Consider the following 21481-nt stretch of genomic DNA (forward strand, 5'->3'; position numbering starts at 1 on the left):
CAAATGATTGACGGCTGCACGCTGGCTGCATAACTTCATCGGCCAACCGAGACCCGTCCCCAGGGAGCTCCCGTGCAGCCATCCCCGTCCGCCGCTCAACCCGCCCCCGGTCCCCGGCAGTTGCGCCGCGTGGCCGTCTCCGGCCTGCTCGGTACGACCGTCGAGTTCTACGACTTCCTCGTCTACGGCACGGTCGCCGCGCTCGTCTTCGGCGACCTGTTCTTCCCCCGGGCCGACCCCGCGGTCGGCACCATCGCGGCGTTCGGCACCTTCGCCGCGGGCTATCTCGCCCGCCCGCTCGGCGGCATCGTCTTCGGCCACTTCGGCGACCGGATCGGCCGCAAGTCGATGATGCTGCTGACCATGGTCCTGATGGGCACGGGCAGCTTCCTCATCGGCCTGCTGCCGACGTACGACGCGATCGGCGTCTGGGCCCCGGTGCTGCTGGTCGCCCTGCGCGTGGTGCAGGGCATCGCGATCGGCGGCGAGTGGGGCGGTGCGATGCTGATGGTCGTCGAGCACGCCGATCGGACGCAGGGTTCCCGGCGCGGCCTGTGGTCCAGCTTCACCCAGCTCGGCGCCCCGCTCGGTTCCGTGCTGTCGGCCGGTGTGGTCACGCTCGTCGCCGGCCTGCCCGACGACGAGTTCCGCTCCTGGGGCTGGCGGGTGCCGTTCCTGCTGAGCATCGTGCTGCTGGCCGTCGGGCTGTTCGTCCGCCTCAAGGTCGCCGAGAGCCCGCTGTTCGCCCAGGTCAAGCGGGAACCGGTGGACAAGCCGCCGATCGTGGAGGTGCTGCGCCGCCCGAAGCCCGTGCTGCTGGCCGCGTGCGTCGGCATCGGCGCGTTCACCACGCAGTCGCTGCTGACGAGCTTCATGATCTCCTACGCCGTCGACCAGGGGTACACCCGCCCGCAGGTGCTGACCGCCGTGACCGTCGCCTCCTGCGTGGCCCTCGCCGTCCTGCCCGCCGCGTCCGCGCTGTCGGACCGGGTCGGCCGCCGACCGGTCGTGCTCGCCGGAGCGGTCGCCTCGGCCGCACTCGCCTTCCCCGTGCTGGCGCTCGTCGACTCCGGCTCGCCCGGGCTGCTGATCCTCGCCCTCGCCCTCGGGCACGGTGTCGCCCAGTCGACGATGTACGGACCGCTCGGCGCCCTGCTCACCGAGATGTTCGGCACCCGCGTCCGCTACACCGGCGCCTCCCTCGGCTACCAGGCGGCCACCCTGGTCGGCGCCGGGTTCTCCCCGCTGATCGCCGGCAGCCTCCTCGCCTCGTACGGGGGCGGGAGCACGCCCGTCTCGCTGCTGCTGTGCGCGGGCGCGGCGATCACCGCCGTCACCGTGTGGCGACTGCGCGAGACGCACACCGACGCCCTGGACTCCCCCGTCCCCACCACCCCCACCCTGGAAGGGACCCCGCGTTGAGGATCCGCCTCGCTCTACTGACCGCCTGCCTGTCCCTGGCGACCGCGCTGCCCGCGCAGGCCGCCGCCACGGGCACCCACCTGGAGGGCCGGCTCCCCTCCGGCGCCGCGTACGTGATGGACGTGCCCGCGTCCTGGAACGGCACGGTGTTGCTGTACAGCCACGGCTACACCCCGGCCGGAGCCCCCAACCCGGCCCAGAACACCCCGGGTGCGGCCGCCCGCGACAAGCTGCTGGCCGAGGGCTACGCCCTGATCGGCTCCTCGTACGCGACGAACGGCTGGGCCGTCACCGAGGCGGTGCCCGACCAGCTCGCCACACTGGACCTGTTCACCGAGAAGTTCGGGGCGGCCCGGCGGACCCTCGCCTGGGGCACGTCGTACGGCGGTTTCGTCACCACGATGCTCGCCGAGCGGCACGCCGGCCGGTTCGACGGTTCGCTGTCCATGTGCGGGCTGGTGCAGGGCGGCGTCGCCAACTGGAACAGCACCCTGGACCCGGTGTTCGCGCTGCGCACCCTCCTCGCGCCGGACTCCGGAATCCGGCTTACGGACTTCGCCGGCCAGGCGGAGGCGGTCGCCGCCGGTAAGGCGCTCACCACGAAGGTCGACGCCGCCCAGAAGACCCCCGAGGGCCGGGCCCGGATCGCCCTCGCCGCCGCCCTGCACAACATCCCCGGCTACAACGACGCCTCGCAGACCGAGCCGGGCCCCACGGACTGGCAGACCCGGCAGGCCAACCAGTACTCCGCCGTCCGGGGCCTGCTCCAGATGCCCGCGTTCAGCTGGCGGCAGGAGGCCGAGAGCCGGGCGGGCGGCAACCCGTCGTGGAACACCGGTGTCGACTACACCGCCATGCTCGCCCGGTCCCCGTTGTACAAAGAGGTGACCGAGCTCTACAAGGAGGCGGGACTGTCCTTGCGTACCGACCTCTCGGCCCTGGGCCGGGCACCCCGGATCTCCGCCGATCAGCCGGCCGTGCGGTGGATGCGGAACACCAGCGTGCTCTCCGGCCGGCTCGCCGATCCCCAGCTGAACATCCACACGACCGGTGACGCGCTGATACCGGTGCAGGCGGAGAGCGCCTACCGGCGGGCGGCCACCGCGGCCGGCTCCGGGCCGCTGTTCCGGCAGGCCTACGTCGACGGCCCCGGCCACTGCACGTTCACCCCCGGCGAGACGCTGGCCGCCCTGCACGCCCTGGAACACCGCCTGGACACGGGCCGCTGGGACACCTCGCCCGGCGCCCTCAACTCCCGTGCGGCAGCGGAGGATCCGACGACGGAGCCCCGCTACGTACCGTACCGGCCGGCCGCCTACCCCCGTCCCTACGACCTCGCCCACCCGGGAGACACCCGGCCATGACCGCTCTGCCCCGAGTCCTCGGCTCCGCTCGCACGGGGGGCGCCCCCACCGCGACCGACCGGCTGCTGGCCGTGCTCGCGGCCTTCGACCACGAGCACCCGGCCCTGTGCCTGACGGACATCAGCCGGCGGGCCGGGCTGAGCCTGACCACCGCCCACCGGCTGGTGGGCGCGCTCACCGAGTGGGGCGCACTGGAACGGGACGAGTCCGGCGTCTACCACGTCGGGCTCCGACTGTGGGAGATCGCCGCACTGGCACCGCGCGGCCTCGCCCTGCGGCAGATCGCGCTGCCGTACCTGGAGGACCTGTACGAGGCGACGCACGAGAACGTGCAGCTGGCGGTGCGGGACGGCTCGGACGTCGTCTACATCGAGTGGCTGTCGGGGCGTTCGGCGGTCGGCGTGCACATCCGCGTCGGCGCGCGGTGGCCGCTGCACGCCACCGGGGTCGGGCTCGCCCTGCTGGCCCACGAGGACCCGGGGTTCCAGGAGGAGTACTGCGCGGGCGCACTCGCGTCCTTCACGCCGTACACGATCACCGATCCGGCGCGGCTGCGGCGTGAGCTCGCCGAAGTGCGCCGGACCGGGGTGGCGGTGAGCGACCGTCAGGTCACGGAGGACGCACTGTCGGTGGCGGCGCCGGTGCGCACGGCGGACGGCTCGGTGGGCGCCGCCGTGTCCATCGTGGTGCCGCACGCCGACGCCCAGGTGCCGGTGCTGGCCCCGGCGGTACGGGTGGCGGCGCGCGGGATCTCCCGGGCCCTGGGGTGGCAGCCGGAGCGGGCCTGAACCGGCGCGTTCGGCAGGTGTCCGGCATCGGCCTTCCGGTCCGCCTGTGACCTGGGACCCCTGCTATGGTGCGCCGATGTCATCGATCAGGCAGTTCCAGGTCACCTTCGACTGCGCAGAACCCGCGCGCCTCGCCGGTTTCTGGTGCGAGGTGTTGGGGTATGTCGTGCCGCCGGTCCCGGAGGGGTTTGCCACTTGGGAGGACTACCATCGCTCGCTGCCGCCTGAGGATCAGGTCATCTACTTCGCGTGCAGTGATCCCACGGGTGTGGGCCCGCGTCTGCTCTTCCAGCGCGTACCCGAAGGGAAGATCGTCAAGAATCGGGTGCATCTCGACGTGCGGGTCGGCACCGGACTCGTGGGGGAAGAGCGACTCGCCACACTGGAGGCCGAATGCGCACGACTGGTCGCGCTCGGTGCGGCACACGTACAAACGCTGCTTGCCGATGACGACAACGAGTCGTGCATCCTGATGCAGGACATCGAGGGCAACGAGTTCTGTCTCGACTGAGCATCCTCGGCGACGGCGAGACCACGTGCGGGACACCCCTAGGCCACGCAGAATTCATTGCCCTCCGGGTCGCGCAGCACGACGCCGTAGTAGTCCATCTCCGGCTCGTCCATGACCCGCAGCACCGTCGCGCCGGCCACGGTCAGCCGGTCCACCTTCGCCGTGACTCTCCGGGTGCGCTCCGGCAGGGGAACGCCTCTGCCGCCGCCGACCTTCAGGTCGAGGTGCACCCGGTTCTTGACGGTCTTGCCCTCCGGCACCTGCTGGAACCAGACGCGGGGCCCCTGCCCCTCCGGGTCGACGATCGACTCGGGGAGCTCCCCCGCCCCCGCGGGCAGTTCCTCCGCGGGCACCCCCATGTCCTGCCAGTAGGCCCGCCAGGTGGGGTGCCCGCCGGGGGGCGGTTCGGGCACGTATCCGAGGGCCTCGGTCCAGAAGGTCACGAGTCTCGCCGGGTCGGCGCAGTCGATGGTCAGTTGCAAGGTGACATCCATACGGTGAGCATGGCAGCAGGGTCTGACAACGGCTGGCCTGGAGGCAGCCGCGACGGCCACCCGGATGCCCCGCTCGAATGCCCTCAACACCCCCGGTCGCAGAGCCCGTTCAGGACCTGCACTCATCGGCCGCGCCGCACTTTTCCCGGCTTTACCTCTTGACGACGCGGGTGGCGTGGAGCACATTGACGGCACTTTGAGAGCGCTCTCACACTCCCCGCACCCGTACCCGAGAGGCATCCCCACATGAGAGACACCTCCGGCAGACCCCGAGCACGGCGCCCGCTCCGGCGGGCGGTCGTCGCCGTCGTCAGCGCGCTCGGCCTCGCCGCGGTCGCCGCCACCGCCGCGACTCCCTCCGCGAGCGCCTCCGCGCCGCCGCCCCCGTCGGGCTGGACCCAGGTCTTCCTCGACGACTTCAACGGCCCCGCGGGCAGCGGCGTCAACACCTCCGACTGGCAGTACGCGACCGGCAAGGGCTACCCGGGCGGCCCCGCCAACTGGGGCACCGGCGAGATCGAGACGATGACGAGCAGCACCGACAACGTCTCCCTCGACGGCAACGGCAACCTCCGCATCACGCCCCGGCGGGACGGAGCCGGCAACTGGACCTCCGGCCGCATCGAGACCAACCGCACCGACTTCCAGCCCCCGGCCGGCGGCAAGCTCCGCGTGGAGTCGCGCATCCAGGTGCCGAACGTCACCGGGGCCGCGGCGAAGGGCTACTGGCCGGCGTTCTGGATGCTGGGCGCCCCCTACCGGGGCAACTACTGGAACTGGCCGGGCGTGGGCGAGCTGGACATCATGGAGAACACCCAGGGCCAGAACACGGTGTTCGCGACGATGCACTGCGGCACCTCGCCGGGCGGGCCCTGCAACGAGACGAGCGGCATCGGCAGTTCGACGACCTGTCAGGGCACCACGTGCCAGGCCGGCTTCCACACCTACCGGATGGAGTGGGACCGCTCGACGAGCGTGGAGGAGATCCGCTTCTACCTCGACGGCGTCAACTTCCACACGGTGCGCGCCAACCAGGTCGACGCGACGACCTGGCGCAACGCCACGGACCACGGCTTCTTCATCATCCTGAACGTCGCGATGGGCGGCGGATTCCCGGACGCGTTCGGCGGCGGCCCGGACGCGGGAACGCAGCCCGGCCACCCGATGGTCGTCGACTACGTCCAGGTGCTGTCGTCCGGCGGCGGCACCACGCCTCCCCCGACCGGCAACCGCGACGCCTACTCCACCATCCAGGCCGAGTCCTACGACGGCCAGTCCGGGGTGAGCACCGAGACGACGTCCGACTCCGGCGGCGGCCAGAACGTCGGCTCACTGGCCAACGGTGACTGGCTGCACTTCAAGGGCGTCAACTTCGGCTCCACCGCGGCCCGGCAGTTCAGCGCCCGGGTCGCGAGCGGTGCGGCGGGCGGTGTCAGCGGACTGGTCGAGGTACGGCTGGACAGCCGGAGCAACGCGCCCGTCGGGAGTTTCGCGGTGGGCAACACCGGCGGCTGGCAGTCGTGGCGGACCGTCCCTGCGAACATCGCCTCCGTGACGGGCACGCACGACGTGTACCTGACCTTCACCAGCGGGCAGCCGGCGGACTTCGTGAACGTCAACTGGTTCACCTTCGGGCACTGACTCCGTCCTGCGCCTTCGGAAAGGGGCTCCACGCGCGCGTGGAGCCCCTTTTCGCCGTCCGGCCTTCGTGGTCTCGACGTCCGGCCTTCGTGGTTTCAGCGCAGTTCCGCCCGGAACGCCGCCGGCGTCTGGTCCGTGTGCTGGTGGAAGAACTTGGAGAAGTTCGCGGCGTCGGGGAAGCCGACCGCCGCCCCGATGCGGCCGATCGGCAGGTCGGTGTGGGCGAGGAGCCGTTTGGCCTCCAGGACCACGCGCTTGCCGATGAAGGCCTTGGGGGTGTCGCCGGTCGCGCCGCGGACCGCGCGGACCAGGGTGCGGCGGGAGTAGCCGAGCGCGTCCGCGTAGGCGCTGACGCTGTGGTTGGTGGCGAAGTCCTTCTCCACGGCGTCCCGGAAGAGGGTGAAGGTGGAGTCGGCCTGCTGCCCGACCGACTCCGCCGAGCCGGCGGCGAGATGGGCGAGCCGCAGCAGGAACGCCGTCAGCGAGTGGCGCAGGACGGCGGTGTGCAGGCTCAGCGGCAGCGTCTCCGTGTCCTCGTACTCGCGTCGCAGCTGGCCGAGCGAGTCGCGCAGACCGGCGAGTTGGGCCGCGTCGGGGCGCAAGTGCGGCGGCAGGTCGTAGCGGTACAGGCCGGTGGCCTCCACGGTCGCGCGGGGCAGGAAGCCCGGCTGCATGGTCAGCACCGTTCCGCGGTACTCGCTCGTGCGGGAGAAGCGGTGGACCTGCCCCGGGCGGATCCACAGCAAATCCCCGGCCGTGGCCTCGTACTCGGTGAAGTCGACCATGTGCCGGACCGGGCCGGCGCCGAACAGCAGCACGACGTGGAAGTCGATGCGGTGCACACGCTCCAGGGGCGCGTCGGCGTGCCAGGTGCGGCCGGTGCCCATGGGGCCGACCTGCATGCCGACGCCGCCGACACTCAGCTCGACCGGGAAGGGGCACGTTCTGATCCCGTCGCCGCCTTGGATGCTTCTGTCTGCCATATCCGCCATGTCCGCCTCGTACCGCGCCGTTCGCGCGCCGCGCTGCCTCCGGGTGTCCCACTTTCACCACAGGCTGGCACACGGCGACCTTCCTTCGAAAAAGTCAGACTTTTAGTTTTGAAGACGTCAGACCAGCCACTTCGCTCCTATCGAGGATCTCTTGAAGATGAGCACGCAGACAGCGGACAGCTTCGAATGGACCGAACTCGACCGGCGTGCCGTCGACACCGCCCGCCTGCTGGCGGCCGATGCCGTCCAGCGGGTCGGAAACGGCCACCCCGGCACCGCGATGAGCCTGGCACCGGCCGCCTACACGATCTTTCAGAAGGTGATGCGGCACGACCCCGCCGATCCGGAGTGGACCGGCCGTGACCGCTTCGTCCTCTCCCCCGGTCACACGTCGCTGACCCTCTACACGCAGCTGTACCTCGCGGGCTACGAGCTGGAGCTGGACGACCTGAAGGCGTTCCGCACGCACGGCTCGAAGACGCCCGGCCACCCCGAGTACGGGCACACCGCCGGCGTGGAGACCACCACCGGCCCGCTCGGCCAGGGCGTCGCGAACGCGGTCGGCATGGCGATGGCCGCCCGCTACGAGCGCGGTCTGTTCGACCCCGACGCCCCTGAGGGCGAGTCCCCCTTCGACCACACCGTCTGGGCCATCGTCTCCGACGGCGACCTCCAGGAGGGCGTCTCCGCCGAGGCCTCCTCGCTGGCCGGCCACCAGAAGCTCGGCAACCTGGTCTTCCTCTACGACGACAACCACATCTCCATCGAGGGCGACACCGCGACCGCGTTCTCCGAGGACGTGCTGAAGCGGTACGAGGCGTACGGCTGGCACGTGCAGCGGATCGAGCCGCGGGAGGACGGCGACGTCGACGTGCACGCGCTGTACGCGGCGCTGAAGGAGGCTCAGGCCGAGACCGGGCGCCCCTCGATCATCGCGATGCGCACCATCATCGCCTGGCCCGCCCCGAACGCGCGGAACACCGAGGCCTCGCACGGTTCGGCGCTCGGCGAGGACGAGGTCGCCGCCACCAAGCGCCTCCTCGGCTTCGACCCGGAGCAGAGCTTCGAGGTCGCCGACGAGGTGCTGGCGCACACCCGTGCGGCCCTGGACCGGGGCGCCGAGGCGCACGCCGCCTGGGACAAGCGGATCGCCGCCTGGCGCGGCGAGAACCCGGAGCGGGCCGCCACGTTCGACCGGGTCAGCAAGGGCGAGCTGCCCGCGGGCTGGGAGGACGCCGTGCCGGTGTTCGAGCCGGGCAAGGCGGTCGCCACCCGTGCCGCGTCCGGCAAGGTGCTCCAGGCCCTCGGCGCCGTCGTCCCCGAACTGTGGGGCGGCTCGGCCGACCTGGCCGGCTCGAACAACACCACGATCGACAAGACGTCGTCCTTCCTGCCGGGGGGCAACCCGCTGCCGGAGGCCGACCCGTACGGCCGGACGATCCACTTCGGCATCCGCGAGTTCTCCATGGCCGCGGAGATGAACGGCATCGCCCTGCACGGCAACACGCGGATCTACGGCGGCACCTTCCTGGTGTTCTCCGACTACATGCGCAACGCCGTCCGGATGTCGGCCCTGATGCAGCTGCCGGTGACGTACGTGTGGACGCACGACTCCATCGGCCTGGGCGAGGACGGTCCGACCCACCAGCCGGTCGAGCACCTGGCCGCGCTGCGGGCGATCCCGGGCCTGAACGTCGTACGCCCGGCCGACGCCAACGAGACCGCGCTCGCCTGGGCCGAGATCCTCAGGCGGCACACCACCGGCCCGGCCCCGCACGGCCTCGCGCTCACCCGCCAGGGCGTGCCCACGTACGAGCCGCATCCGGACGTGGCACGCGGCGGTTACGTGCGCGCCGAGGCGGAAGGCGGCGAGCCGCAGGTGATCCTGATCGCCACCGGTTCCGAGGTGCACCTCGCCGTCGAGGCCCGGGAGCAACTCCAGGCGGCGGGCGTGCCCACGCGGGTCGTGTCCATGCCGTCCGTGGAGTGGTTCGAGGAGCAGCCCCGCGCCTACCGGGACAGCGTCCTGCCGCCGTCCGTGAAGGCCCGGGTCGCGGTCGAGGCCGGTATCGGCCTGACCTGGCACCGGTTCGTCGGGGACGCGGGACGCATCGTCTCCCTGGAGCACTTCGGCGCCTCCGCCGACGCGAAGACCCTGTTCGCCGAGTACGGCTTCACCCCCGAGAACGTCGTCGCCGCAGCCCGGGAATCCCTCGCCGCTGTGCGCGGTTGATCCGACCGCCCCGAAAGAAGATGATCACTGTGACCGAAGCGACCGCGAGCGCGGGAGCACTCAAGCGCCTGTCCGACGAGGGCGTGTCGATCTGGCTGGACGACCTGTCCCGCCGGCGGATCGAGTCCGGCAACCTGGCCGGGCTCGTCAAGACGAGGAACGTCGTCGGCGTCACCACCAACCCGTCCATCTTCCAGGCCGCCATCGGCTCCGGCGAGGGCTACGAGGAGCAGCTCGCCGACCTGGCGGTGCGGGGCGTCACCGTCGACGAGGCCGTCCGGATGATGACGACGGCCGATGTCCGGGCCGCCGCCGACGTCCTGCGGCCCGTGTACGACGCGACCGGCGGCCGGGACGGGCGGGTGTCCATCGAGGTCGACCCACGGCTGGCCCACGACACGGTGGCGACCGTCGCCGAGGCCCGGCAGCTGGCCTGGCTGGTGGACCGCCCCAACGTGATGATCAAGATCCCGGCGACGAAGGCCGGTCTGCCGGCGATCACCGAGGTGATCGGCGCGGGCATCAGCGTGAACGTGACGCTGATCTTCTCCCTGGAGCGCTACCGCGAGGTGATGGACGCCTACCTCGCCGGCCTGGAGAAGGCGCAGGCGGCCGGTCTCGACCTGTCGGCCATCCACTCGGTCGCGTCCTTCTTCGTCTCCCGGGTCGACTCCGAGATCGACAAGCGGCTGACGCTGCTGGGCACGGACGAGGCCCTCGCCCTGAAGGGCAGGGCGGCCCTGGCCAACGCCCGGCTCGCCTACGAGGCGTACGAACAGGTCTTCGCCGGGCCGCGCTGGCATGCCCTGGGCGGTGCCCGTGCGAACCCGCAGCGCCCCCTTTGGGCCTCCACCGGTGTGAAGGACCCCGCTTACAAGGACACCCTGTACGTGGACGAGCTGGTCGCCCCCGGCACGGTCAACACCATGCCGGAGGCCACGCTGAACGCCGTCGCCGACCACGGTGACGTCCAGGGCGACACCGTCAGCGGCTCTTACGCCCAGGCGCGGGCCGGCCTGGCGGCCGTCGAGCGGCTCGGCATTTCCTACGACGAGGTGGTGCGGCAACTGGAGGACGAGGGCGTCGCCAAGTTCGAGGTGGCCTGGCAGGACCTGCTGGACGCGGTCACCAAGTCCTTGAACAGCAAGGGAGTTGACGCGGAATGACTGAGGGCATCCCCCAGACGGCCGAGCAGGAGACCATCGGAACCAAGGAGGACAAGGAGGCCCGGGCAGCCCAGGAGGCGGCCGGGGTGGAGCAGACCGGGGTGAGCGGCCAGGAACAGGCGGCCCCGCGCCCGGAGCACGCCGACCCCGACTTCGCCAATCCCCTGCGCGACCCGCGCGACCGCCGTCTGCCCAGGATCGCGGGCCCGTCCGGGCTCGTCATCTTCGGTGTGACCGGCGACCTGTCCCGCAAGAAGCTGATGCCGGCCGTGTACGACCTGGCCAACCGCGGCCTGCTGCCGCCGGGCTTCTCGCTGGTGGGTTTCGCCCGCCGGGACTGGGAGGACCAGGACTTCGCGCAGGTGGTGCACGACGCGGTCCGTGAGCACGCGCGGACCCCGTTCCGCGAGGAGGTCTGGCAGCAGCTCGCCGAGGGCATGCGGTTCATCCCGGGGGACTTCGACGACGACACGGCGTTCAAGCAGCTGCGCTCCGCCGTCGAGGAGCTGGACGCCTCCCGGGGCACCAGCGGCAACTACGCCTTCTACCTCTCGGTGCCGCCGAAGTTCTTCCCGAAGGTCGTCCAGCAGCTGAAGAAGCACAAGCTGGCCGACGCCCAGGAGGGGTCCTGGCGCCGCGCGGTCATCGAAAAGCCGTTCGGGCACGACCTGGACAGCGCCTGCGAGCTGAACGCGATCGTGCACGACGTGTTCGACCCGGAGCAGGTCTTCCGTATCGACCACTACCTGGGCAAGGAGACCGTCCAGAACATCCTGGCGCTGCGCTTCGCCAACCAGATGTTCGAACCGATCTGGAACCGGTCGTACGTCGACCACGTGCAGATCACCATGGCCGAGGACATCGGCATCGGTGGCCGGGCCGGGTACTACGACGGCATCGGCGCGGCCCGTGACGTCATCCAGAACCACCTCCTGCAGCTGATGGCGCTCACCGCGATGGAGGAGCCCGCCGCCTTCGACGCGGCGTCGCTGCTCACCGAGAAGCTGAAGGTGCTGCGGGCCGTGCGGCTGCCGGAGGACCTGGGCAGGCACACCGTGCGCGGTCAGTACGCGGCGGCCTGGCAGGGCGGCACGAAGGTCCGCGGCTATCTGGAGGAGGAGGGGATCGACCAGGCCTCCTCGACCGACACCTACGCCGCGATCAAGCTCCAGGTGGACAACCGCCGCTGGGCGGGCGTGCCGTTCTACCTGCGCACCGGCAAGCGGCTGGGCCGCCGGGTGACGGAGATCGCGGTGGTGTTCCAGCGCGCGCCGCACTCCCCCTTCGACTCCACGGCGACCGAGGAGCTGGGCCAGAACGCGATCGTCATCCGCGTCCAGCCGGACGAGGGCATGACGGTGCGGTTCGGCTCCAAGGTGCCGGGTACGTCGATGGAGATCCGGGACGTGACGATGGACTTCGCCTACGGCGAGTCGTTCACCGAATCGAGCCCCGAGGCGTACGAACGGCTGATCCTTGACGTCCTCCTGGGCGACGCCAACCTGTTCCCCCGTCACCAGGAAGTGGAAGAGTCCTGGAAGATCCTCGACCCGATCGAGCAGTACTGGGCCACGCACGGCCGGCCCGCGCAGTACGCCTCGGGCAGTTGGGGACCCGCGGAAGCCGACGAGATGCTCGCACGAGACGGACGGAGCTGGCGCAGGCCATGAAGATCGACCTGACCGACACCACGGCAAGCAAGATCAACAAGGCGCTGGTGCAGGGCCGCCGGGCCATCGGCACGCCCGCCGTGGGCATGGTCCTGACGATGGTGATCGTCACGGACGAGGAGAACGCCTACGACGCGATCAAGGCGGCCGAGGAGGCCTCGCACGAGCACCCCTCGCGCACCCTGGTCGTCATCAAGCGGCACGCCCGCACCCCGCGCGACCGCACCCAGTCCCGCCTGGACGCAGAGGTCCGGGTCGGCGCCGACGCCGGCACCGGCGAGACCGTGGTGCTGCGGACCTACGGCGAGGTGTCCGACCACGCCGACTCGGTGGTGCTGCCGCTGCTGCTGCCGGACGCGCCGGTGGTGGTGTGGTGGCCCATGGAGGCGCCGGAGGTGCCCTCGAAGGACCCGCTCGGGGCGCTGGCCCAGCGGCGCATCACCGACCTGTACGCCGTGGAGAACCCCCTGGAGATGCTGGAGAGCCGGGTCCGCTCCTACGCGCCCGGCGACACCGACCTCGCCTGGACCCGGCTGACGCCCTGGCGCTCGATGCTGGCGGCGGCGCTGGACCAGGCCCGGGCGAAGGTGATCTCGGCGGCCGTGGAGGCCGAGGCCGAGAACCCGGCCGCCGAGCTGCTGGCCCGCTGGCTGGAGGCGCGGCTGCACGTCCGGGTCGACAGGGTGGTCACCGCCGGGCCGGTGGTGACGGCGGTCCGGCTGGGCACGGAGAACGGCGAGATCGTCATCGACCGCCCCGAGGGGCCGCTGGCCACGCTGACCCTGCCGGGCCAGCCGTCGCGCACCCTCGCGCTGAAGGTCCGTGCCACCTCCGAACTCATCGCCGAGGAGCTGCGGCGCCTCGACGCCGACGAGATGTACGCCATCGCCCTCAACGGCGAGGCAACCGAGGAGACCCCTGCTCATGTCTGACTCCCCCTCCGGATCCCCCGAGCTCACCCGGCGGCCCGAGTGGACCGCACTGGAGGACCACCGCACGGACGCCCTGCCGCAGCCGGATCTGCGTGAGCTGTTCGCGGCGGACCCGGGGCGCGCCGAGCGCTACGTCGTGCACGTGGGCGACCTGCGCATCGACTACTCCAAGCACCTGGTCACCGACGAGACGCTGGCCCTGCTCCAGGAGCTGGCCACCGCCACCGACGTGTTCGGGCTGCGCGACGCCATGTTCCGCGGCGAGAAGATCAACGTCACCGAGAACCGGGCCGTACTGCACACCGCGCTGCGCGCCCCTCGGGACGCCGTGATCGAGGTCGACGGCGAGAACGTCGTCCCGGGTGTGCACGCCGTGCTCGACAAGATGGCCGCCTTCGCGGACCGGGTGCGCTCGGGTGAGTGGACCGGGCACACCGGCAAGCGGATCCGGAACGTCGTCAACATCGGCATCGGCGGCTCGGACCTCGGCCCGGCGATGGCCTACGAGGCGCTGCGGCCGTTCACCGCCCGGGAGCTGACGTTCCGCTTCGTGTCGAACGTGGACGGCTCCGACCTGCACGAGGCCACGCGCGACCTGGACCCGTCGGAGACGCTGTTCATCGTCGCGTCCAAGACCTTCACCACGATCGAGACCATCACCAACGCGACCTCGGCGCGCTCCTGGCTGCTGAACGGCCTGGAGGGCGACGAGAAGGCGGTGGCCAGGCACTTCGTCGCCCTGTCGACGAACGCGGAGAAGGTCGCCGAGTTCGGTATCGACGTCGACAACATGTTCGAGTTCTGGGACTGGGTCGGCGGCCGCTACTCGTACGACTCCGCGATCGGCCTGTCCCTGATGATCGCGATCGGGCCGGACCGCTTCCGGGAGATGCTCGACGGCTTCCGCATCGTCGACGAGCACTTCCGCAACGCCCCCGCGGAGGCCAACGCCCCGCTCCTGATGGGCCTGCTCGGCATCTGGTACGGCAACTTCCACGGCGCGCAGTCGCACGCCGTCCTGCCGTACAGCCACTACCTGTCGAAGTTCACCGCCTACCTCCAGCAGCTCGACATGGAGTCCAACGGCAAGTCGGTGGACCGCGACGGCCGTCCCGTTCAGTGGCAGACGGGTCCGGTCGTGTGGGGCACGCCCGGCACCAACGGGCAGCACGCCTACTACCAGCTGATCCACCAGGGCACCAAGCTCATCCCCGCCGACCTGATCGGCTTCGCTCGGCCCGTCGCCGAGCTCAGCGACGAACTGAAGGCGCAGCACGACCTGCTGATGGCCAACCTGTTCGCGCAGGGGCAGGCGCTCGCCTTCGGCAACACCGCCGAGGAGGTGCGGGCCGAGGGCGTGCCCGAGGAGCAGGTGCCGCACCGCACGTTCCGGGGCAACCACCCCACCACGACGATCCTGGCCACCGAGCTGACCCCGTCGGTCCTCGGCCAGCTGGTCGCCCTCTACGAGCACAAGGTGTTCGTGCAGGGCGCGGTCTGGAACATCGACTCCTTCGACCAGTGGGGCGTCGAGCTCGGAAAGGTGCTCGCCAAGCGCGTCGAGCCCGCCCTGACCGAGGGCGCAGACGTCCCCGGTCTCGATCCGTCCACGGCCGCGCTGGTGGCCGCCTACCGCAATCATCGGGAAGTGAACTGACATGCAGATCGGTCTTGTGGGTCTCGGCAAGATGGGCGGCAACATGCGCGAGCGCCTGCGCAACGCCGGCCACACCGTCATCGGCTACGACACCAACCCGGACAAGTCCGACGTCGCCAGCCTGGCCGACCTCGTCAACGAGCTGGAGGCACCGCGCACGGTCTGGGTCATGGTCCCGGCCGGCGACCCCACCCAGCACGTCATCGACCGTCTGGCGGACCTCCTCAAGCCGTACGACACGGTGGTCGACGGCGGCAACTCCCGCTGGACGGACGACGAGAAGCACGCCGAGGAGCTGGGCAAGCGCGGCATCGGCTTCGTCGACGCGGGCGTCTCGGGCGGCGTGTGGGGCCTGAAGAACGGCTACGCCCTGATGGTCGGCGGGGAGAAGGAGTACGTCGACCGGCTCCGGCCGATCTTCGAGGCGCTCAAGCCGGAGGGCCCGTACGGCTTCGTCCACGCGGGCCGGGTGGGCGCCGGGCACTTCGCGAAGATGGTCCACAACGGCATCGAGTACGCGATGATGCAGGCCTACGCCGAGGGCTGGGAGCTGCTGGAGGCCGTGGACTCGGTGGACAACGTCCGCGAGGTGTTCCGCTCCTGGCAGGACGGCACCGTCATCCGCTCCTGGCTGCTGGACCTCGCGGTCAACGCGCTCGACGAGGACGAGCACCTGGAGGGCCTGCGGGGCTACGCCCAGGACTCCGGCGAGGGACGCTGGACCGTGGAGGCCGCGATCGACAACTCCGTCCCGCTGCCCGCCATCACCGCTTCCCTCTTCTCCCGGTTCGCGTCCCGGCAGGACGACTCCCCGCAGATGAAGATGATCGCGGCGCTGCGCAACCAGTTCGGCGGGCACGCCGTCGAGTCGGCGAAGAAGGCGTAGCACCGTGGGCGATCTGCTGCTGGTCCGCCACGGCGAGACGGAGTGGAGCCGGAGCGGACAGCACACCAGCTTCACGGACCTGCCCCTCACCCGGCACGGCGAGGAACAGGCCAAGTCGCTGGTTGCGCTCCTGGCGGCCCGTCGGTTCGCGCTGGTCCTCACCAGCCCCCTCGGCCGTGCGGTGCGCACGGCCGAACTGGCGGGCCTGACGGGGGCGGTCGAGGACCCGGACCTGCACGAGTGGCACTACGGCGCCTATGAGGGCGTCACCACCGACGAGATACACCGCAGCCGCCCCGACTGGGACCTGTGGACCGACGGGGCGCCGCCCGGCGCCGACGGCCGGCCGGGCGAGTCCCCCGAGGAGGTCGGCAAGCGGGCCGACCGGGTGCTGTCCCGGGTGACGGCGGCGCTGCCCGAGGGCGATGTGATCCTGGTGGCCCACGGCCACTTCCTCCGCGTCCTGACCGCCCGCCGGCTGGGCCTGCCGCCGGCGGACGGCCGGCTGTTCCGCCTGGAGACGGGCACCGTCAGCCGGTTGTCGACCGAGCACGGGTGGCCTGTGATCGCGGAGTGGAACGCCAGGGCGTGACGTGCTGCGGCCGGGGGCTGGCCGGCGGCCCCCGGCCGAAGCGTGTCCGAGTGACGGCGGGGCCCGGCGGGGTGCGTCCTCACCCGTGCCGTCAGCCGCCGGTGAGCGCCCGCGCCGCGTGCTGTGCCGCCAGCCGTACCGGGGCGTTCGGGGCGCCGTAGCCCCGGTAGCCGTCGTCGCGCTGGACCAGTTCGAAGAAGACGCGGCCGACGGTGCGGGTGTAGCAGTGGCGGAAGACGCCGTGGGCGTCTCGGTCGTAGAGGATGCCGAGGTCGCGGTAGGTCTCCAGCTCACCGTCGGCGAACTCGAAGCGGGCGGCGAGATCGTCGTAGTAGTTCGCCGGGACGGGCAGCAGACTGCCGCCGGCCTCCCGGAAGCGGCGGGCCGAGGCGACCACGTCGCCGGTGGCCAGGGCGATGTGCTGGGCGTGGACGGTGTCGTCCGTGGGCGCGGCACCGACGGTGAGGGCGATCCGGACGCTGCCGTCGGCGTTGGTCACGGCACGGCTGCGCAGCAGACCGTAGGGGTCGGCGACGTCCACGCTCTCCTGGGCGTGCAGGCCGAGCACCCCGTGGTGGAAGAGGGCCGCCTCGTCGAAATGGTGCCAGCGCTGGGTGAGGGCGAGATGGTCGATGCCGCGGACACCCGCGGGCGCGGGTGCCGGGGCGGTGTCCTCGAAGTCGGCCCGCCAGTCGGGCAGGCCCGGACGGCCGGTGGCGCAGAAGAAGAGCTCCGTGCCGTCGGGGGCTGCGACCGCGTCGAGCGGGGCGTCCTCGGGTGCCCGGCGACGCGGCAGGACGGGAGCCAGCAGCGCCTCGGCACGCCGGGCCGCCGCGGCCGGGTCGGGTGACTCCAGCCCGATGGCGGCGAGCTGGGTGCCGTCCCGGCGGACCGCCGGCCCGGTGTTGACGAGGATCCGGGCCTCCCCCTGCTCCCACAGGGCGACGGGCTTGCCGCGATGACGCGCCGTGCGGGCGAAACCCAGGGCGCCGAGCAGGGCGGTGAGGGGTTCGGCGTCGGGCGTGACCAGCTCGGCGAAGGCGACGCCGGTGGGGACGACGGGCTCGGGCGGGACGGCCCGGCCCACCGTCTCCTGAAGGACCAGCAGGGAACGCCGGGCGTCGACGGCGGTCGGGCCGGCCTCGGCCTGGCGGAAGACGTCGTTGAAGACCTCCAGGGAGAGCGGGCCGTCGTATCCGGTGCGCAGCACGTGCCGCACCAGGCCGGCGACGTCGAAACCGCCCTGGCCCGGGAAGCAGCGGTGATGGCGGCTCCACTGGAGGACGTCCATGGCGAGCAGCGGGGCGTCGGCGAGCTGGAGGAAGAAGATCTTCTCGCCGGGGATGTCCTCGATGCCCTTGGGGTCCGAGCCGCGCGAGAGGATGTGGAAGCTGTCCAGGCAGGTGCCGAGCGCGGGGTGGCCGGCCGACTCGACGATGTGCCAGGCGTGGTCGTAGGTACTGACGTGCCGCCCCCAGGCGAGCGCCTCGTAGGCCACCCGGACCCCGCAGTCCCGGGCGAGGTCGGCGAGTCGGCTCAGCTGCTCGGCGGCGAGGGCGTCGTCGTCCACCGCCCGCGGGGAGACGCTGGAGCAGACGAGGACCGTGTCGGTGCCGAGCCTGCGCATCAGGTCGAACTTGTGCCGGGCCCGCCGCAGGTTCCGGGCGAACTCGTCCTCGGGGACGGCCTCGATGTCCCGCATCGGCTGGTACAGGTCGATGGAGAGGCCGAGGTCGGCGCAGCGGGCGCGGATCTCCTCGGGGGTGAGGGGGCTGGCCAGCAGGTCGTTCTCGAAGATCTCCACCCCGTCGAACCCGGCCCGGGCCGCGGCCGTGAGCTTCTCGGTGAGGGACCCGCTGAGGGAGACGGTGGCGATGGACGTACGCACGTGTCGGTACCCCTTTTCTAGTTGCGTGCCCCTACGGCCCCGGCCAGTGCGGTCAGGTCCGCCAGCATCCGCGCGGCGTCGGGTTCCCGCCCGGTGAACAGGCGGAACGCGTCGGCGGCCTGGAAGGCGGCCATGCCGCCGCCGTCGAGGGTGGCGCAGCCCAGCGCGCGGGCGGTGCGCAGCAGTTCGGTCTCCAGCGGGCGGTAGACCACCTCGGCCACCCACAGCCCGGGGTGGAGCAGCTCGGCGGGCAGCGGCAGGCCGGGGTGGGCCGCCATGCCGGTGGGCGTGGCGTGGACGATGCCGTCGGCGTGCGCGAGCAGCCGCGCCTGCCGGTCCGGGGTCGCGGCGTCTGCACGGCCCCGTCCGAAGGCGCGGTTCAGGGAGTCGGCCAGGGCGGCGGCCCGTTCGGGCAGGGCGTCCACGACCGTGACCCGCTCGGCGCCGAGGGTGAGCGTGGCGTGCGCGACGGCCGCGCCCGCGCCGCCGGCGCCCAGCTGCACGACCCGCTCCAGCGGCGCGTCGGGCAGCCCGCGTGCGAAGGACGCGGCGAAGCCGGTGACGTCCGTGTTGTGGCCGACCGCGCGGCCGTCCTCGAAGACGACGGTGTTGACCGCGCCCAGCGCCTCGGCCTGCGGGGCGAGCGCGTCCAGGTGCTCGATGACGAGCTGCTTGCAGGGATGCGTGATGTTGAGCCCGTCGAACCCGAGGTCGCGGGCGGCCCGGACCAGATCGCCCACCGCCTCGGGCGGCACCCCGAGCGGGTCGATGTCGATGAGCCGGTACAGCAGGCGCAGGCCCTGCCGGTCGCCCTCCCGCTCGTGCAGCGCCGGGCTCAGCGACGGGCCGATGCCGGAACCGATCAGTCCGACGAGATACGAGTCCTTGGGCACACGGTCCTCCCGAGCGGCTCACTAATGTACGAACTAGTACGTTAGCTATATCAGCCGAGTGCGACCACGGGAAGCCCCCGGTGGGACACGGGCCCTGCTTCTACAATCACCGGCACCGGCCCCTCCGCCCGAAGGAACCTGATGACCAGCGTCGAAGAACCGGCACGCCCCGGCGAGCGCGAGCGCATCCGTGACGCCGCCCGCACCCAGGCCGAGATCCTCGACGTCGCCACACAGGAGTTCGCCCGGGCCGGCTACGACGGTGCCCGGGTGGACGAGATCGCCGCCCGCACCCGCACCACGAAGCGGATGATCTACTACTACTTCGGCGGCAAGGAACAGCTGTTCACGGCCGTGCTGGAGCGGGCCTACGGCGTGATCCGCGAGGCCGAGCAGGAGCTCGACGTCGAGCATCTCGACCCGGTGGCGGCCATCCGGCGCCTGGCCGAGGTGACCTTCGACCACCACGAGCAGCACCCGGACTTCATCCGCCTGGTCAGCATCGAGAACATCCACGAGGCCCAGCACATCGCCGCCTCCGAGATGCTCGGGAGGATCGGCTCCCCCGCCCTGGACGTGATCCGCCGCATCCTGGAGGAAGGCCGCAGGTCAGGGCTGTTCACGGCGGACGTCGACGCCGTCGACCTGCACGCGATGATCTCCTCCTTCTGCTTCTTCCGGGTCTCCAACCGGCACACCTTCGGCGCGCTGTTCGGCCGTGACCTGGTCGACCCGGCGCAGCGCGCGCACTACCGCACGATGCTGGGCGACATGGTGATCGCGTATCTGACGGCGGAGCGCGCGGCGGACTGAGCGTCCGGCACCGGACACCTGGCGCACGACCCCTTGACACCGGCGGCCCACCGGCGCAGCATCCCTAGCCAACCCCTACTAACTATCCAGTGGGTTAATTAGCCGCGATCCGGCACGTCCCCCTTCGCTCGTCCTTCTGTCCACTCCGCCTAGGGTGGAGCCCTCAAAGGAGCCGCCGTGTCCGTCCCCGCCATGCCCCGAGGGGCCGCAGCCCCGCCCGGTCAGCCCAGGAAAGCCGCGACCGCCGCCTGGATCGGCAGCGCGCTGGAGTACTACGACTTCTTCATCTACGGCAGCGCCGCCGCGCTGATCTTCCCCGCGGTGTTCTTCGACGAGTCCGACCCGGCCACCGCGACCCTGCTGTCGCTGGCCACGTTCGGCGTCGCGTACGCCGCCCGCCCGGTCGGCGCGCTGGTGCTCGGGCACTTCGGCGACAAGCTCGGCCGCAAGAAGATCATGGTCTTCACGCTGATGCTGATGGGCCTGTCGACGTTCCTGATCGGCTGTCTGCCGAGCCGGGACCAGGTCGGCACGCTCGCCCCGGTCCTGCTGGTGCTGTGCCGGGTTCTCCAGGGCATCTCGGCGGCGGGCGAACAGGCCAGCGCCAACTCCATGACGCTGGAACACGCACCGCCGGACCGGCGCGGCTTCTTCACCAGCTTCACCCTCAGCGGCACGCAGGGCGGCCAGTTGCTGGCCACGCTGGTCTTCCTGCCGGTCTCCGCGCTGCCCGAGGAGCAGCTGCTGTCCTGGGGCTGGCGGGTGCCGTTCTGGCTGAGCGTCGTGGTCGCCGTCGTCGGCTGGGTCATCCGGCGCAAGCTGGACGAGACCCCGGCCTTCGCCCAGCAGGCCGCCCGGGCGGGCGTCGTAAAACTGCCGCTGGTGGTGCTGCTGCGCGAGCACTGGGCGGACGTGCTGCGGGTGATCGCGGGCGCGCTCATCGCCTCGGTCAGCACCATCTTCACGGTGTGGGCGCTGGCGTACGCCACGAGCGACGCGGTCGGCATGTCGCGCACCGCCATGCTGTGGGTGGGGGCCCTGGCCAACGTCGTCGCGCTCGCCGCGATCCCGCTGTGGGCCACCCTCTCCGACCGGATCGGCCGCCGCCCGGTGTATCTGATCGGCGCGGTCGGCAGCGCGGTGACGATGTTCCTTTACCTGTGGGCCGTCTCCACCGGCTCGTACCTGCTGACGTTCCTGCTGGGCATCCTCTGTTTCGGCGTGGTCTACAGCGCCGCGAACGGTGTGTGGCCCGCCTTCTACGGCGAGATGTTCACGACCCGGGTCCGGCTGTCCGGCGTGGCCATCGGCACGCAGATCGGCTTCGCGGCGGCCGGCTTCGCGGTGACGTTCGCCGCGCGGATCGCGGGGCCGGGCGGCGACGACTGGTCGGCGGTGGCCCTGTTCACTGCGGCCCTGTGCGTGCCGCCGGTCATCGCCGCGCTGTCGGCTCGCGAGACGCACCGGGTCCCGACCCAGGCGCTGGGGGAACGCCCGGCGCGGGCGACCGCGGAGCCGGAGAAGGTGACGGCCGCCTGA

General features: G+C 71.5%; 18 protein-coding genes. 14 read left to right on the forward strand and 4 right to left on the reverse strand.

Annotated elements, in window-relative coordinates:
• The first annotated feature begins 72 nt into the window (after positions 1-72).
• From SCNRRL3882_RS06135 to SCNRRL3882_RS06150, 4 genes are all read left to right on the forward strand, one after another.
• Complete coding sequence (locus SCNRRL3882_RS06135) at positions 73-1422, forward strand: MFS transporter (protein WP_040903541.1); 1350 nt, start codon at positions 73-75, stop codon at positions 1420-1422.
• Positions 1419-2786, forward strand: a complete 1368-nt coding sequence (locus tag SCNRRL3882_RS06140; protein ID WP_010043050.1) for an alpha/beta hydrolase family protein — start codon at positions 1419-1421, stop codon at positions 2784-2786. Before SCNRRL3882_RS06135 ends, SCNRRL3882_RS06140 begins: the two co-directional genes overlap by 4 nt.
• Complete coding sequence (locus SCNRRL3882_RS06145; RefSeq protein ID WP_010043052.1) at positions 2783-3574, forward strand: IclR family transcriptional regulator; 792 nt, start codon at positions 2783-2785, stop codon at positions 3572-3574. Before SCNRRL3882_RS06140 ends, SCNRRL3882_RS06145 begins: the two co-directional genes overlap by 4 nt.
• A 76-nt stretch (positions 3575-3650) precedes the next feature.
• Positions 3651-4085, forward strand: coding sequence for a VOC family protein (locus SCNRRL3882_RS06150; RefSeq protein WP_010043055.1), 435 nt, complete (start codon positions 3651-3653; stop codon positions 4083-4085).
• A gap of 38 nt (positions 4086-4123) precedes the next feature.
• Here the strand turns inward: SCNRRL3882_RS06150 and SCNRRL3882_RS06155 are convergent, their stop codons facing one another.
• The gene (locus SCNRRL3882_RS06155) at positions 4124-4579 is read right to left on the reverse strand and encodes a VOC family protein (RefSeq protein WP_029181390.1); all 456 of its coding nucleotides are present in this window, start codon (positions 4577-4579) and stop codon (positions 4124-4126) included.
• A 246-nt stretch (positions 4580-4825) separates the two neighbouring features.
• Here SCNRRL3882_RS06155 and SCNRRL3882_RS06160 point away from each other — a divergent pair, with 246 nt between their 5' ends.
• Positions 4826-6220 carry a glycoside hydrolase family 16 protein gene (locus tag SCNRRL3882_RS06160; RefSeq protein ID WP_010043060.1) on the forward strand — a complete coding sequence of 465 codons (1395 nt, stop codon included), beginning with the start codon at positions 4826-4828 and terminating at the stop codon, positions 6218-6220.
• A gap of 95 nt (positions 6221-6315) precedes the next feature.
• Here SCNRRL3882_RS06160 and SCNRRL3882_RS06165 read toward each other — a convergent pair whose 3' ends face one another.
• Positions 6316-7203, reverse strand: a complete 888-nt coding sequence (locus SCNRRL3882_RS06165; protein WP_010043062.1) for a helix-turn-helix domain-containing protein — start codon at positions 7201-7203, stop codon at positions 6316-6318.
• Between the two features lie 166 nt (positions 7204-7369).
• Between SCNRRL3882_RS06165 and tkt the strand changes: the two genes are divergently transcribed.
• Genes tkt through SCNRRL3882_RS06200 form a run of 7 tightly spaced genes read left to right on the forward strand, consistent with a single transcriptional unit; the run spans position 7370 to position 16348 of the window.
• Entirely contained in the window at positions 7370-9445 is a 2076-nt protein-coding gene (gene tkt / locus SCNRRL3882_RS06170) for a transketolase (RefSeq protein ID WP_102514749.1), read from the forward strand.
• 20 nt (positions 9446-9465) lie between these two features.
• Positions 9466-10611 (forward strand): transaldolase, encoded by a 1146-nt coding sequence (gene tal / locus SCNRRL3882_RS06175; protein WP_010043066.1) that lies wholly within the window; start codon positions 9466-9468, stop codon positions 10609-10611.
• Positions 10608-12281, forward strand: a complete 1674-nt coding sequence (gene zwf, locus SCNRRL3882_RS06180; RefSeq protein WP_102514750.1) for a glucose-6-phosphate dehydrogenase — start codon at positions 10608-10610, stop codon at positions 12279-12281. Before tal ends, zwf begins: the two co-directional genes overlap by 4 nt.
• Positions 12278-13213: a glucose-6-phosphate dehydrogenase assembly protein OpcA gene (gene opcA, locus SCNRRL3882_RS06185; RefSeq protein WP_010043074.1), complete on the forward strand. Its 936-nt coding sequence runs from the start codon at positions 12278-12280 to the stop codon at positions 13211-13213. Before zwf ends, opcA begins: the two co-directional genes overlap by 4 nt.
• Positions 13206-14870 (forward strand): glucose-6-phosphate isomerase, encoded by a 1665-nt coding sequence (gene pgi / locus SCNRRL3882_RS06190; protein ID WP_102514751.1) that lies wholly within the window; start codon positions 13206-13208, stop codon positions 14868-14870. Before opcA ends, pgi begins: the two co-directional genes overlap by 8 nt.
• Before the next feature lies 1 nt (position 14871).
• On the forward strand, positions 14872-15756 hold the full coding sequence (gene gnd / locus SCNRRL3882_RS06195) for a phosphogluconate dehydrogenase (NAD(+)-dependent, decarboxylating) (RefSeq protein WP_102514752.1): 885 nt from the start codon (positions 14872-14874) through the stop codon (positions 15754-15756).
• A 4-nt stretch (positions 15757-15760) separates the two neighbouring features.
• Entirely contained in the window at positions 15761-16348 is a 588-nt protein-coding gene (locus SCNRRL3882_RS06200) for a histidine phosphatase family protein (protein WP_010043084.1), read from the forward strand.
• A 91-nt stretch (positions 16349-16439) separates the two neighbouring features.
• On the opposite strand, the gene SCNRRL3882_RS06205 is transcribed toward SCNRRL3882_RS06200, so the two are convergent.
• Positions 16440-18236 (reverse strand): bifunctional sugar phosphate isomerase/epimerase/4-hydroxyphenylpyruvate dioxygenase family protein, encoded by a 1797-nt coding sequence (locus SCNRRL3882_RS06205; RefSeq protein ID WP_102514753.1) that lies wholly within the window; start codon positions 18234-18236, stop codon positions 16440-16442.
• 17 nt (positions 18237-18253) lie between these two features.
• Positions 18254-19129: a shikimate dehydrogenase gene (locus tag SCNRRL3882_RS06210; RefSeq protein WP_010043090.1), complete on the reverse strand. Its 876-nt coding sequence runs from the start codon at positions 19127-19129 to the stop codon at positions 18254-18256.
• A 141-nt stretch (positions 19130-19270) separates the two neighbouring features.
• Between SCNRRL3882_RS06210 and SCNRRL3882_RS06215 the strand changes: the two genes are divergently transcribed.
• Positions 19271-19942 (forward strand): TetR/AcrR family transcriptional regulator, encoded by a 672-nt coding sequence (locus SCNRRL3882_RS06215; protein ID WP_010043091.1) that lies wholly within the window; start codon positions 19271-19273, stop codon positions 19940-19942.
• A gap of 177 nt (positions 19943-20119) precedes the next feature.
• Positions 20120-21481, forward strand: coding sequence for an MFS transporter (locus tag SCNRRL3882_RS06220; protein ID WP_010043095.1), 1362 nt, complete (start codon positions 20120-20122; stop codon positions 21479-21481).

This window comes from Streptomyces chartreusis NRRL 3882, from assembly GCF_900236475.1.
Lineage (GTDB): Bacteria > Actinomycetota > Actinomycetes > Streptomycetales > Streptomycetaceae > Streptomyces > Streptomyces chartreusis_D.

Bases quoted from the DNA above. Each gene is read 5' to 3' on its own strand.
- SCNRRL3882_RS06145 (WP_010043052.1), top strand. From the start codon at position 2,783: ATGACCGCTCTGCCCCGAGTCCTCGGCTCCGCTCGCACGGGGGGCGCC.
- tal (WP_010043066.1), top strand. From the start codon at position 9,466: ATGATCACTGTGACCGAAGCGACCGCGAGCGCGGGAGCACTCAAGCGC.
- SCNRRL3882_RS06155 (WP_029181390.1), bottom strand. From the start codon at position 4,579: ATGGATGTCACCTTGCAACTGACCATCGACTGCGCCGACCCGGCGAGA.
- SCNRRL3882_RS06215 (WP_010043091.1), top strand. From the start codon at position 19,271: ATGACCAGCGTCGAAGAACCGGCACGCCCCGGCGAGCGCGAGCGCATC.
- SCNRRL3882_RS06160 (WP_010043060.1), top strand. From the start codon at position 4,826: ATGAGAGACACCTCCGGCAGACCCCGAGCACGGCGCCCGCTCCGGCGG.
- SCNRRL3882_RS06150 (WP_010043055.1), top strand. From the start codon at position 3,651: ATGTCATCGATCAGGCAGTTCCAGGTCACCTTCGACTGCGCAGAACCC.
- tkt (WP_102514749.1), top strand. From the start codon at position 7,370: ATGAGCACGCAGACAGCGGACAGCTTCGAATGGACCGAACTCGACCGG.
- gnd (WP_102514752.1), top strand. From the start codon at position 14,872: ATGCAGATCGGTCTTGTGGGTCTCGGCAAGATGGGCGGCAACATGCGC.
- zwf (WP_102514750.1), top strand. From the start codon at position 10,608: ATGACTGAGGGCATCCCCCAGACGGCCGAGCAGGAGACCATCGGAACC.
- pgi (WP_102514751.1), top strand. From the start codon at position 13,206: ATGTCTGACTCCCCCTCCGGATCCCCCGAGCTCACCCGGCGGCCCGAG.
- SCNRRL3882_RS06165 (WP_010043062.1), bottom strand. From the start codon at position 7,203: ATGGCAGACAGAAGCATCCAAGGCGGCGACGGGATCAGAACGTGCCCC.
- opcA (WP_010043074.1), top strand. From the start codon at position 12,278: ATGAAGATCGACCTGACCGACACCACGGCAAGCAAGATCAACAAGGCG.